Annotated in this window: 6 protein-coding genes and 1 pseudogene; 5 read left to right on the forward strand and 2 right to left on the reverse strand. The window is 59.7% G+C overall.

The features are described 5' to 3' along the window. Nucleotides 1-203 precede the first annotated feature (203 nt). Nucleotides 204-1,619 carry an FAD-dependent oxidoreductase gene (locus AB5Y64_RS01645; protein WP_039040371.1) on the reverse strand — a complete coding sequence of 472 codons (1,416 nt, stop codon included), beginning with the start codon at nucleotides 1,617-1,619 and terminating at the stop codon, nucleotides 204-206. Nucleotides 1,620-1,631: 12 nt separating this feature from the next. Beyond that, nucleotides 1,632-6,089, reverse strand: coding sequence for a glutamate synthase large subunit (gene gltB, locus AB5Y64_RS01650; RefSeq protein WP_368203128.1), 4,458 nt, complete (start codon nucleotides 6,087-6,089; stop codon nucleotides 1,632-1,634). Between the two features lie 613 nt (nucleotides 6,090-6,702). Here gltB and AB5Y64_RS01655 point away from each other — a divergent pair. From AB5Y64_RS01655 to AB5Y64_RS01675, 5 genes and pseudogenes are all read left to right on the forward strand, one after another. Further along, a complete protein-coding gene (locus AB5Y64_RS01655; protein WP_103858277.1) occupies nucleotides 6,703-7,647 on the forward strand; it encodes a TIGR01212 family radical SAM protein in 945 nt (314 codons plus the stop codon). 370 nt (nucleotides 7,648-8,017) lie between these two features. After that, on the forward strand, nucleotides 8,018-10,162 hold the full coding sequence (locus tag AB5Y64_RS01660; protein ID WP_043155791.1) for a type I secretion system permease/ATPase: 2,145 nt from the start codon (nucleotides 8,018-8,020) through the stop codon (nucleotides 10,160-10,162). Beyond that, complete coding sequence (locus AB5Y64_RS01665; RefSeq protein WP_010675165.1) at nucleotides 10,155-11,570, forward strand: HlyD family type I secretion periplasmic adaptor subunit; 1,416 nt, start codon at nucleotides 10,155-10,157, stop codon at nucleotides 11,568-11,570. Before AB5Y64_RS01660 ends, AB5Y64_RS01665 begins: the two co-directional genes overlap by 8 nt. Nucleotides 11,571-11,605: 35 nt before the next feature. Further along, a complete protein-coding gene (locus AB5Y64_RS01670; protein WP_223931174.1) occupies nucleotides 11,606-12,931 on the forward strand; it encodes a TolC family outer membrane protein in 1,326 nt (441 codons plus the stop codon). Between the two features lie 99 nt (nucleotides 12,932-13,030). Beyond that, a pseudogene (locus AB5Y64_RS01675) lies at nucleotides 13,031-13,498 on the forward strand (transglutaminase-like cysteine peptidase); the annotation flags it as partial. Nucleotides 13,499-13,593: the final 95 nt, after the last annotated feature.

A 13,593-nucleotide genomic window follows, 5' to 3' on the forward strand; every position in this document is an offset into this window, starting at 1 on the left:
AATATCAATATGATGCACGGCGACAGCAGGGTGATGGTGGTGGTGTGTTTGGCGACAACCAGTTTACCAGCACCCTGTCTGTCAACTTCCACTTTGCCGGAGAGCTGGAGCATCTAGCCGGTTCTGGCGGATTGAGAGCGAGATAAAAAAACAGCCCCGCACGAGCGGGGCTGTTTGCATGGCTGCTTGGTTATGGCGGCAGATCACACGGCCAGGTAGTCCATGATCCCTTCGGCCGCCTTGCGACCCTCATAGATGGCGGTCACCACCAGATCCGAGCCGCGCACCGCGTCACCACCGGCGAACACCTTGGGGTTGCTGGTCTGGAAGGCGTACTCGGCCTTCTCGGGCGCCTTGATGCGATCCCGGCCGTCGAGCTCGACGCCGTGCTCTGCCATCCAGGGTTGGGGGTTGGGCTGGAAGCCGAACGCCATCACCACCGCATCGGCGGGCAGCACCTGCTCGGAGCCTTCAATGACTACCGGATTGCGGCGGCCATTGGCATCGGGGGCGCCGAGCTCTGTGCTCACCACCTTGATGCCGCAGGTGCGGCCGTGAGCGTCCAGTTCGACCCCGACAGGTTGCAGGTTGAACATGAATTCCACCCCTTCCTCCTGGGCGTTTTTCACCTCCCGCTTGGAGCCCGGCATGTTCTCGGCATCCCGGCGGTAGGCGCAGATCACCCGATCGGCCCCCTGGCGGATGGCGGTGCGCACGCAGTCCATGGCGGTGTCGCCGCCCCCCAGCACCACTACCTGCTTGCCGGCGAAGTCGATGTAATCGGCTTGCGCCTTCTCAAAGCCCAGCAAGCGATTGGCGTTGGAGATGAGGTAGGGCAGGGCGTCATAGACCCCCGGCGCCTCTTCGTTGGCAAAGCCGCCCTTCATGTACTTGTAGGTGCCGACCCCGAGGAAGACCGCATCGAACTCGCCGAGCAGGTCGGCGAAGGTGACGTCACGGCCCACTTCGGTCTCGAGGCGAAACTCCACCCCCATCCCCTCGAAGATCTCGCGGCGGCGCTGCATCACCTCTTTCTCCAGCTTGAAGGAGGGGATACCGAAGGTGAGCAGGCCGCCGATCTCCGGGTACTTGTCGAACACCACAGGGGTGACGCCATTGCGTGCCAGCACGTCGGCACAGGCAAGGCCAGCTGGGCCCGCGCCAATGACGGCGACCCGCTTGCCTGTCTTGACCACCTTGGAGAGATCCGGGCGCCAGCCCATCTCGAACGCCTTGTCGGTGATGTATTTTTCGATGTTGCCGATGGTCACGGCGCCGAATCTGTCGTTGAGGGTGCAGGCACCCTCACACAGTCTGTCTTGCGGGCAAACGCGGCCACATACCTCCGGCAGGCTGTTGGTCTGGTGGGAGAGCTCCACCGCCTCCAGAATGCGTCCCTCGTTGGCCAGCTTCAGCCAGTTGGGGATGTAGTTGTGTACCGGGCACTTCCACTCGCAATAGGGGTTGCCGCAGTCGAGGCAGCGATCTGCCTGCATGCCGACCTGGGCCTGGTTGAAGGGCTCGTAGATCTCCACGAACTGGATCTTGCGGATCTTGAGCGGCTTCTTGGGCGGGTCGACCCGCTGGACATCGATAAACTGGAATACGTTCTGGCTCATAGGGTTCCCTCCTTATTGCGCCTGGATTCTGAGTTCTGCACTGGAACGGCTGGTGTGGCCAAGCAGCGATTTGACGTCGCTGGACTTGGGTTTGATCAGCCTGAACTTGGGCACATAGGAGTCGAAGTTGGCCAGGATCTCCTCGGCACGCGAGCTGCCTGTCTCGTTGAGGTGCGCCGTGATGATACCGCGCAGGTGCTCCTGGTGGATGGCCAGATCCGCCACCTCCAGCAGTTCGACCAGCTCGGGGTTGGTGCGCTTGGCAAAGTTGCCGCACTCGTCGAGCACGTAGGCAAAACCGCCTGTCATGCCTGCCGCGAAGTTGACACCGGTCTTGCCGAGTACGGTGACGATGCCGCCTGTCATGTATTCACAGCCGTTGTCGCCAATCCCCTCGACCACCGCCAAGGCCCCTGAGTTGCGCACCGCGAACCGCTCGCCTGCGGTCCCTGCGGCATAGAGCTTGCCGCCGGTGGCGCCATAGAGGCAGGTGTTGCCGATGATGGCCGCCTCGTGGGATTTGAACGCCACGCCGACGTGGGGTTTGATCACCAGCTTGCCGCCGGTCATCCCCTTGCCCACGTAGTCGTTGGCATCCCCGGTGAGGATCATCTCAAGGCCACCGGCGTTCCAGACGCCGAAGCTCTGGCCGGCGGTGCCGTTGAAGTGCACCTTGACCGGATCGGCCGCCATGCCCTGGTTGCCGTGGCGTTTGACGATTTCGCCGGACAGACGCGCACCCACGGAGCGGTCGGTGTTGCGGATGTCGTAGCGGAACTCGCCGCCACTCATGTTTTCCACCGCCTCCAGCAGATCTTCCACCATCTTGAGGTTCAAGGGCCCCTTGTCGAAGGTGGGGTTGTGCTGCTGGCTGAACAGGCTGGAGCCTGCCGGTGCAACCGGGGCCGCCAGGATGCCGGACAAGTCCAGCTTGGCCTGACGGGCGGTGAGGCCGGGCAGCGCTTCCAGCAGGTCGGTACGACCGATGAGGTCGGTGAGCTGGGTGACGCCAAGCTCGGCCATCAGCTCGCGCGTCTCCTCGGCGATGAACTTGAAGTAGTTCATCACCATCTCCGGCAGGCCGGTGAAGTGTTCGCGGCGCAGCTTCTCATCCTGGGTGGCGACGCCGGTGGCGCAGTTGTTCAGGTGGCAGATACGCAGGTATTTGCAACCGAGCGCCACCATGGGGCCGGTACCGAAGCCAAAGCTCTCGGCGCCGAGGATGGCCGCCTTGATGATGTCCAGACCCGTCTTGAGGCCGCCATCCACCTGCAGACGCACCTTGTGGCGCAGGCCGTTGGCCACCAGGGCTTGCTGGGTTTCGGCCAGGCCCAGCTCCCAGGGGGAGCCGGCGTATTTGACCGAGGTGAGCGGGCTGGCGCCAGTGCCGCCGTCGTAGCCGGAGACGGTAATGAAGTCAGCATAGGCCTTGGCCACGCCACAGGCGATGGTGCCGACGCCAGGTTCGGACACCAGTTTCACCGACACCAGGCAGTTCGGGTTGATCTGCTTGATGTCGAAGATGAGCTGGGCCAGATCCTCGATGGAGTAGATGTCGTGGTGGGGCGGCGGGGAGATCAGGGTCACGCCGGGCACGGAGTAGCGCAGCTGGGCGATTTGCGCGGTGACCTTATCACCGGGCAGCTGGCCCCCTTCACCGGGCTTGGCACCCTGGGCGACCTTGATCTGCACCACGTCCGCGTTCATCAGGTAGTGAGGGGTGACGCCAAAGCGACCGGAAGCCACCTGCTTGATGCGAGAGTTCTTCTCGGTACCAAAACGCTTGGGATCTTCACCGCCTTCGCCGGAGTTGCTCTGACCGCCGAGGCGGTTCATGGCGATGGCCAGGGCCTCGTGGGCTTCAGGGCCGAGGGCGCCGATGGACATGGCCGCGGAGTCGAAGCGGGGGAACAGCCTGGCGGCTGGCTCCACCTGATCCAGCGCAACCGGGGTGGTGCCCTGTTTGAGCGACAGCAGATCCCGCAAGGTGGCGACCGGCCGCTCGTTCACCAGACGGGCATACTCCTTGTAATCGGCGTAGTTGCCGGAGCGCACCGCCACTTGCAGGGTCTGCACCACGTCCGGGTTGTAGGTGTGGTACTCGCCACCGTGGACGAATTTCAAGAGGCCGCCCTGGGTCAGCGGCTTGCGGCCGAGCCAGGCCAGACGGGACAGATTGATCTGATCCTGCTGGATGTCGGCAAAGTCGGCACCCTGGATGCGGCTCGATACGCCACGGAAGCAGAGTTCGACAACAGCCTTGGAGAGGCCCACCGCCTCAAACAGCTGGGAGCAGCGGTAGCTTGCCACCGTGCTGATGCCCATCTTGGACATCACCTTGTAGAGGCCCTTGTTGATGCCGTTGCGGTAGTTGAGCATGGCCTGGCGCAGGCTCATCTTGAGCACGCCTTCTTCTACCTGCTTGGCGAGGGTCTCGTAGGCGAGATAGGGGTAGATGGCGGTGGCGCCAAAGCCCAGCAGCACGGCGAAGTGGTGCGGGTCGCGCACGCTCGCGGTCTCCACCAGGATATTGGCGTCGCAGCGCAGGTTGTTGTCCACCAGGGTACGCTGCACCGCCCCCACCGCCATGGCGGCCGGGATGGGCAGGGTGTCCGGGCTGATGTCCCGGTCTGACAATACCAGCAGCACCGCGCCGCTGCGGGCCGCTTCAGCTGCCTCGTGGCAGAGGCGCTCGAGGGCGGCTTGCAGCCCCTCTTCGGGCAGGTAGTTGAGGCTCAGCACCGCATGGCGGTAGTGTTCCCCCTCCAGGGCCAGCAACTGATGGAAGTCGGAGTAGAGCAGGATCGGCGACTGGAACAGCACCCGGTGGGCGTGGCCGAAGGTCTCGTTGAACACGTTCTGTTCGCGGCCGATACAGGTGGCCAGGGACATGACGTGATTTTCCCGCAGGGGATCGATGGGCGGGTTGGTCACCTGGGCGAACATCTGGCGGAAGTAGTCGTACAGGGTTCGCTGGCTGGAGGAGAGCACCGCCATCGGGGTGTCATCCCCCATGGAGCCCACCGCCTCCTGGCCGTTCTCGCCGAGCACGCGGATCACCTGATCCAGCTCTTCAAAGGAGTAGCCGAACAGCTTCTGGTAAGTCTTGAGCCGGTCATCCGGGAATTCCCGCGATCCCGTGCTGGCATCGTCCATCTGCTCGAAGGGCACCAGGCGCTTGCAGTGCTTGTCCATCCACTGCTTGTAGGTGTGACGGCTCTTGAGATCGTCGTCAATTTCGAAGCTGGTCCAGATCTTGCCGTTGCTGGTATCGACCACGAACAGCTCCCCCGGGCCGACACGGCCCTTCTCCAGCACTTCGTCCGGGGTGTAGTCCCAGGTGCCCACTTCGGAGGCCAGCGTGATGAACTTGTCCTTGGTGATGACGTAACGTGCCGGACGCAGACCGTTTCTGTCGAGTGCGCAGGTGGCGTAGCGACCGTCGGTCATGACGATGCCGGCCGGGCCGTCCCAGGGCTCCATGTGCATGGAGTTGAAGTCGTAGAAGGCGCGCAGGTCGTCATCCATGTTCGGGTGCTTCTGCCACGCAGGCGGGATCAGCAGGCGCATGGCACGGAACAGGTCCATGCCGCCGGCCAGGAAGAGATCCAGCATGTTGTCGAGGCTGGAGGAGTCCGACCCCGTGGTGTTGACGAAGGGGGCGGCCTCTTGCAGATCCGGGATCAGCGGGGTGGCGAACTTGTAGCTGCGCGCCTTGGCCCACTGGCGGTTGCCGGCAATGGTGTTGATCTCGCCGTTGTGGGCGAGGTAGCGGAACGGCTGCGCTAGCGGCCAGCGCGGGCTGGTGTTGGTGGAGAAACGCTGGTGGAACACGCAAATGGCGGCCTGCATGCGGATGTCGGCCAGATCCAGATAGAAGCGCGGCAAATCCACCGGCATGCACAGTCCCTTGTAGACGGTGACCAGGTTGGAAAGGCTGACCACATAGAAGTAGTCGTCGCTGATGCGTTTCTCGATGCGGCGGCGCACGATATAGAGGCGGCGCTCGAGATCCTTGTCGACCCAGCCCGGGGGCGCGTTGACAAAGACCTGTTCAATACTGGGCAGGGACGCCTTGGCGATGGAACCGAGTACATTGGTATCGATGGGCACCTTGCGCCAGCCGACCAGACTCAGGGTCTCTCTTTCCAGCTCCTCGTCGATGATGTCGCGAGTTGCCTGGGCCAATACGGGGTCCGGGTTGAGAAACAGCATACCGACCGCGTAGTTGCGGCCCAGGTGCCATCCCTTCTCTTCGGCGACCGCTCTAAAGAAGCTGTCGGGTTTTTGCAGCAACAGGCCGCAGCCGTCGCCGGTCTTACCATCAGCGGAGATACCGCCGCGGTGCTGCATGCGAGCCAAGGCTGACATCGCGAGACGGACAAGCTTGTGGCTGGCTTCCCCTTCCATGTGGGCCAACAGGCCGAAGCCACAGTTATCCCTCTCCAGCTTTGGATCATATAGTGACATTGCATTTCTCCCTTGCTCGGCCTTCCATCGCACTGTCATCAACAGACTGCATAAATTGCGATTGGCTCTTGTGGTTCCGTCCGCCTGAGGTGGCGAATCTCCAAACTAATGGGATTTTCGGGCAAGGTCAATTGGACATCCCGCTTGTTTGCAATGTTACATCACCATAACAAAATGTGGGTTTTTGAGACTCAATCAGCATTTTTGTGTATTTATGACTGACTTTTATTTATTTGTTGGATTTATATTCTGTTTATGGACGATTTAGTGGTTGACTGCATGGTGGCGGGAAACTGTAGTAATTTTACAAAGTCATCTCTGGTGTGCTTGGCGGGGATCACATTTCAGGATCCTGCGTCTTGCATTTGTCCATAAGCAGACTAAACAGGATTTTTTCAGTAGTTACAGCCGGTTATGGGCGAGAGGTTATGACACTTTTCTCCAGGTGGCAGGAGTGACAGGTTGTCAAAAGTGACCGTGAATGCTGACTGTTGGGTATTTATCGCATCTAACGTGAATATTTATATGATTTTTGGGTAGAGAGCGGGATTGATCCAGCGCAGCCTGCCCGCCGGGCTGCGTCGCTAGAATGACACCTCATTTCGGAGGTGTCATGCAGTTACACGAACTCATCAATACATTTGGCCAGGATCTCAAGCTGCGCCACGGCCAGAAGATCCACAAGCTCTCCATCCATGGGGCCTTTACCTGCCCCAACCGGGACGGCACCCTGGGCCGGGGTGGCTGCACTTTCTGCAATGTCTCCTCCTTTGCCGACGAGTCGGCCCAGCAACTCTCCGTGGTGCAGCAACTGCTGGCACGCCGGGACGAGGTGACCCGGGCCAGGCGCTATCTGGCCTACTTTCAGGCCTATACCAGCACCTATGCCGAAGTGGAGTACCTTCAGCGCATGTATGAAGAAGCCTTGTCGGTGAGCGACATGGTGGGGCTCTGCGTCGGAACTCGCCCTGATTGTGTACCCGATGCGGTGCTGGATCTGCTGGCAGGTTATCAGGCCCGCGGCTACGAGGTGTGGCTGGAGCTCGGGCTGCAGAGCGCCAACGACAAGACGTTGCAACGCATCAATCGGGGCCACGGCTATGCCGCCTATGTTGACGCTGTAACCAGAGCCCATCTGCGGGGCATCAAGGTGTGTGCACACCTCATCGTCGGCCTGCCCGGCGAGGCGCCGATGGACAGCCTGGAAACCCTGCACCGTGTCGTGGAGACCGGCGTCGAGGGCATCAAGCTTCACCCACTACATGTGGTGGAGGGGAGCACTCTTGGCAAGGCGTGGCAGGCGGGGCGGCTGGATGTGTTGACGATGGAGCAGTATGTGGCGGCGGCGGTCGCCATGATCCAGTACACGCCTCCCGAGGTGGTCTATCACAGGGTCTCGGCGTCGGCGCGCCGCCCGACCCTGCTGGCCCCCGCCTGGTGCGAGAATCGCTGGAGCGCCATGACCGCCATTGCCGCGGCGCTGGCACGCTCAGGCCCTCAGGGGCACTGCCTGGGACGCCCTTTTTCTCTCCCTTCCACGGGCGAGTGCCAACTCTAATTTCGTCAAAAAAACAGTGGGTTATTAGATGAAATTCAGTCTTTGGAGTATAGTTTCGTTCAAGTCACCTTGATAAGATGGTCGGCTTGAAAAAAGATATAGTTATCAATAACTCTTTGCAGTTTGTATACCGGGCGGGCTTTCTTCGTACCGGGTGGCATATTTCTTGGCAACATCAGGTGCCCGGCATGTCCCCTCCGTTTCCGGCATGAAAATCTGTGAGGGAAGCGAGACATGCAGTGTCCCGGCTCTGTGCGCTAATCGGGTTGTGGGTCTGGGTGGCGAGGTCTGTTCTGTTTTTCCGGATCGCCGCCGGGCTTTGGATATTCGGCCCCGAGACAACCTTCTGAATCATGTTTGATGGGATGCTATGCAAGCAGAAACCAGCCATATAGATGAACTGTTGGAGTGCCTGGTCTTTTTGACCCGCTTTTACGGGGTGCCCAACAGTCAGGATGCTCTCACCACCGGCTTGCCACTGGTCTCCGGGCGTCTCAGCACGGCGCTCTTCAGTCGTGCCGCCGAGCGGGGCGGTCTCTCTGCCCGCGAAGTGATCCAGCCCCTTGAACAGATCTCCTCCCTGCTGCTGCCCTGCGTCTTGCAGACGCGCAATGGCGGCGCCTGCATCTTGCTTGAATGGAATGAAGAACGGACCCAGGCGAGGGTCATCTTTCCCCAGGCCGGAGACGCGGCCCAATGGGTCAGTCTTGCCCAGCTGGGTGACGAGTACAATGGTCGTCTGTTCTACGTCAAGCGGCAGTTCAAGTTTGATGAGCGCTCGCCCAAAGTGCTGGAGACCCGTGATGGTCACTGGTTCTGGAGCACCTTGTTCGAGTCCCGCGGTATCTATCGGGATGTGCTGGTGGCCTCGATCCTCATCAACCTGTTTGCCATCGCCAGCCCCCTGTTCACCATGAACGTCTATGACAAGATTGTGCCCAACCTGGCATTCGACTCCCTCTGGGTGCTGGCGGTTGGAGCCATGGTGGTGTTCACCTTCGACTTCGTGATGCGCCAGCTGCGCAGCTACTTCATCGATATTGCAGGCAAGAAATCCGACGTGCTGTTGTCGGCCAAAATCTTTGCCAAGGTGATGGGCATGAAGATGGAGTCCAGGCCTGCGTCGACCGGTGCCTTTGCCAAGCACTTGCAGGAGTTTGAATCGGTGCGCGAGTTTTTCACGTCGGCCACCGTCTCCACCCTGATCGATCTGCCGTTTGCCATCTTCTTCCTCTTCATCATCTGGATTTTCGCCGGTGTGATGGTGGTGGTGCCCATCATCGCCATCCTGATCCTGGTGGCCTACAGCTTCTACATTCAGGCACCGCTGAAGCAATCCATCGAGGAGGGCTCCCGGCTCGCCTCCCAGAAGAACGCCAATCTGATCGAAAGCATCTCGGGCCTTGAGACCGTGAAGATTTTCGGGGCCGAGAGCATGTTCCAGCACCGCTGGGAGCAGGCGGTGTCCCACATCTCGACCTGGGGCGTGCAAACCCGGCGCATCACCAACTCCATGTCTTCTCTGGCGAGCTACATCCAGCAGGTGGTGACAGTGGGACTGGTGATCGTCGGTGTCTACCAGATCTCGGAAGGGTTGGTGACCATGGGGGGCATGATAGCGGCCGTGATGCTGTCGAGCCGGGCTATCGCCCCCATGGTGCAGCTCTCGGTACTCTCCACCCGCTACAACCAGGCCAAGTCGGCACTCGAGATCCTGGAGAAGATCATGATGACGCCGGGTGAGCAGGAGGAGGGCAGGCAGTACATCCACCATCCGCTCATCCAGGGGCGCATCGAGTTTGAAAATGTCTCCTTCAAGTATCCGGGCATGGAGAGCAGCACCCTGCACAACATCAACCTGCGCATCGAGCCGGGTGAGAAGGTGGCCATCATCGGGCGGATCGGTGCAGGTAAAACCACGCTGGAGAAATTGCTGATGGGTCTCTATCGCCCGACTGACGGCCTGGTGCGTCTGGATGGCTTTGAGCTGGACCAACTGCCGCCGACCATCATTCGCCGCAACATCGGCTGTGTGCCGCAAGATGTGACCCTCTTCTTTGGTTCCGTGCGGGACAACATCATGCTGGGTAATCCCCTGGTGGACGATGCCCGTGTCTTGCGCGCCGCCAAGCGGGCCGGGGTCACCAACTTTACCAACCGGGATCCCAACGGTCTCGACAGACAGATTGGCGAAGGGGGACGTCAGCTCTCCGGTGGCCAGCGTCAGTCCATCCTGCTGGCTCGCGCCCTGCTCAACGATCCCCCCATTCTGGTGATGGACGAGCCGACCTCCAACATGGACAACCAGTCAGAGATGCACGTGAAGCAGGAGCTGGCGCGGCTCGGCCCCGAAACCACCCTTATCCTCATCACCCACAAGACCTCCATGCTGGATGTCGCTTCCCGGGTCATCGTCGTGGAGCAGGGGAAGATAGTGGCGGACGGTCCCAAAGAGGTGGTGTTGCAGCAATTGAAGGAAGGCAAAGTGCGGGTGCAGGAGACGGCGAATGGCTAACCACTGGTTCAAGAAAACGCCCTCAGATACGGTCTTGCCTGCACCCGAGCATCTCGAGTACGTGGATGACGGTGCCGCCGCCGTGCTGCTGACGACACCCACCCGTGCCAGAGTCCTGCTCTGGGCCTGCTTCCTGTTTTTTGTCAGCGCCATCGTCTGGGCCGCCTGGGCAGAGCTGGATGAAGTGACCGTCGGCCAGGGCAAGGTGATACCGTCGCGCCAGTTGCAGGTGATCCAGAACCTGGAAGGGGGGATCGTCAAGGAGATCTTCGTCAAGGAGGGGGACATCGTCGAGAAGGGACAGCCACTGCTGCGCATCGACGATACTCGCTTCAAGTCGGATTTTCGCGAACGGGAGCAGGAGCTGGTCACCCTCAAGGGGGATATTGCCCGCCTGCGCGCCGAAATTCGCAGCGTGGTGGTCAAGAACGAGCCCAATCTGGGGTGGCGTGAACAGGTAGCCATCGACAAACAGGCCATCGAGTTCCCCGAAGGGTACGAGAATGTATTTGCCGAATATGCCGCCCGTGAAAGATCGGTGCAGGAGGCGCGGTTAAACAACCTCAAGAACCAGCTCTACATTCTGGGACAGCAGATCGAGCAGAAAGAGCAGGAGACCATAGAGCTCAATGCCAAGATCCGGACCGTGGGCCGCAGCGTTGATCTGGCTCGTCAGGAGCTGAACATCAGCCGTCCTCTCGCAAAAGAGGGTATAGTTCCTCAAGTGGAGCTAATTAAACTGGAGCGGCAGGTCAACGAAATGCAAGGGGAGCTGGAGGCGAACCGCCTGCTGGTGCCCAAGCTCAACTCGGTACTGCGGGAGACCATCTCGAAGCGAAATGATATCGCCCTGAAATTCCGGGCGGACTCCCAGACCGAGCTGAACGAACGTCAAGGCAAGTTGAGCCAGTTGTCAGAGGGCCAGGTCGGTCTGCGGGACAGGGTCGATCGTACCAGTGTGATCGCGCCTCTCAAGGGGACCATCAAGAAGCTCAAGATTAATACGCTGGGTGGGGTCGTTCAGCCGGGCATGGACCTGATGGAGATAGTGCCGCTGGAAGACACCCTGCTGGTTGAAGCCAAGGTGTCGCCCAAGGACATCGCGTTCCTCAGACCCGGACTGGAGGCCGTGGTCAAGATAACTGCCTATGATTTCACTATTTATGGAGGTTTACATGGCAAGGTTGAACAGATAAGTGCCGACTCAATCCAGGATGAGGAGGGCAATTCCTTCTATCTGGTGCGAGTACGAACCGAGAAGAGTTATCTGGGCGATGAGCTTAACGCACTTCCCATCATCCCCGGTATGTTAGCCAGTGCAGATATTATTACTGGTAAAAAAAGTGTCCTAGACTACTTGCTGAAACCCATCTTGAGGGCTAAGCAGTCGGCACTGAGAGAACGATAAGCCAACAATCTAAAAACAACATGACTGGAGATACCATGAAGAAGACGATTGTTGCCATGCTGGTTAGTGGCACCATACTGTTCCCGGGCCTGAGCCAGGCACAGACGCTGGAACAGTCAGTGGCGCAGTCACTGGCTACCCATCCGAAAATCAAGGAAGCTTTTGATCTCTATCAGGCACGACTGTATCAGCATGATGGAGCCAAGGGCGGCTATTACCCCACCATTGATCTGCGTGGTGGCGTCGGTTACGAGAAGACTGACAGTCCCTCGACCCGTGGTCCCAATTCACAGACGATCGATGACTCCATGACGCGCAAGGAGGCCGGGATCAGCCTTCGCCAGATGCTGTTTGACGGCTTTGATGTCAGCAGCAACGTGGCACGGACCGATGCCGCCGCCCAGGCCCAGCGCCTGGCGATGATCTCCGAGGCGGAGAACACGGCCCTGCGCGTGGCCGAGGTCTACCTCAACATGCTGCGTCAGCAGGAGATCCTGGAGCTGTCCAAGCAGAACCTTGAAACCCACGAACAGATCCGCAGTGACATCCAGAAACGGACCGACTCCGGTCTGGGGTCGACCGCTGACCAGACCCAGATCGACGGTCGTGTGGCTCGGGCGTACTCCAACCAGGCGGCGGCGGAGAACAACTATCGGGATGCCGAGAGCGAGTTCATCCGTGTCGTCAATGAAGTGCCCAAGGATCTCGTTCAGCCAGTACCGAACACCCAACTCCTGCCCGCAACGCTGGAAGATGCGCTGAAGACGGCAACAGAGGTTCACCCGACCCTGCTGTCATCCCTGCAGGACATCGAAGAGGCGAAGTATCAGCATGAAGGCTCCAAGTCCGGGTTCTACCCGAACGTAGCCTTTGAAGTGGATCAGAACTGGAACGAGGACATCGATGCGGTCAAAGGCCGTAACGACGATCTCACCGCCATGGTCCGGATGCGTTACAACCTGTTCCGCGGTGGGTCCGATCTGGCAGAAAGCAAGGCAACCTCAGCCCTCTATTCCCAGGCCAAAGACATTCACATGAATGCCTTCCGTCAGGTGGAAGAGGGGACCCGCCTCGCCTGGAACGCCAAAGAGTCGCTGGCCAAGCAAAAAGTCTTCCTCAAAGAGCACGTGGACGCCAGCTATGACACCGTACAGGCCTACAAGAAGCAATTCGGCCTGGGCCAACGGACCTTGCTGGACGTGCTGAACACGGAGAACGAACTGTTCGAGGCTCGCCGCAGCTACATCACTGCCGAGTACGACTCCCTGTTGGCGGATTATCGTATCCTCAATGCCACCGGTGGTCTGCTCAATGCTCTGAATGTGCAGCAACCGGCTGAATGGCAGGCCAACAACAACTGATGGCCCTGCCACTGATGTCATATCAGGCAAGGGGAATGGCTGCAGCGTGCTGCAGTCATTCTTTTATGCGTCCAGCGGTCAGGGGATGATGGCGGCGTCATGACACAGAAAGAAGTGGCATCGACAGGCTGGAGCCGACGTGATGGGTATCGAGCTGTCGCAGGTGCACGTGCGCCCTGGCGGGTTCGCCTGCTGTGGCTCGCCCTGCTGGCGATCCCCCTGCTGCTCAGCGCCAGCCAGCCTCTCTCACCGGAGGATATGAAACTGGTCAAGCGCGCGGAGGAGACCTATGGCCTCAGGGCCGGCAAACGGGTCACCAGCTGGCGCACTTTGGCAATGCAGAACAAGGCGGCGGGGCTGACGGATCGGCAGAAGCTGGAGAAGGTGAACCAGTTCTTCAACCAGATGCGTTTCATCGATGACATCAAGTTGTGGCACAAGAAGGATTATTGGGCGACACCGCTGGAATTTCTGGGCGCAGCGGGGGGAGATTGTGAAGACTTCAGCATTTCCAAGTATTTTACCTTGCTGGAACTTGGCATCCCTGATGAAAAAATGCGAATGGTATAAATAGCTGTTCCGAATAGTAGATCACCGGAGGAAGGGAACTCAGTCCAGTTTGTGCGATCTGATTAGTCGCTAAACAAAACAAGCCACACCCA

It is taken from the genome of Aeromonas sp. R5-1, from assembly GCF_040908265.1.
Taxonomy (GTDB): Bacteria; Pseudomonadota; Gammaproteobacteria; order Enterobacterales; family Aeromonadaceae; genus Aeromonas; species Aeromonas caviae.

What these genes read in the sequence shown, in the direction of transcription:
- AB5Y64_RS01645 (WP_039040371.1), bottom strand. Translation starts at nt 1,619, where the DNA reads ATGAGCCAGAACGTATTCCAGTTTATCGATGTCCAGCGGGTCGACCCG.
- gltB (WP_368203128.1), bottom strand. Translation starts at nt 6,089, where the DNA reads ATGTCACTATATGATCCAAAGCTGGAGAGGGATAACTGTGGCTTCGGC.
- AB5Y64_RS01655 (WP_103858277.1), top strand. Translation starts at nt 6,703, where the DNA reads ATGCAGTTACACGAACTCATCAATACATTTGGCCAGGATCTCAAGCTG.
- AB5Y64_RS01660 (WP_043155791.1), top strand. Translation starts at nt 8,018, where the DNA reads ATGCAAGCAGAAACCAGCCATATAGATGAACTGTTGGAGTGCCTGGTC.
- AB5Y64_RS01665 (WP_010675165.1), top strand. Translation starts at nt 10,155, where the DNA reads ATGGCTAACCACTGGTTCAAGAAAACGCCCTCAGATACGGTCTTGCCT.
- AB5Y64_RS01670 (WP_223931174.1), top strand. Translation starts at nt 11,606, where the DNA reads ATGAAGAAGACGATTGTTGCCATGCTGGTTAGTGGCACCATACTGTTC.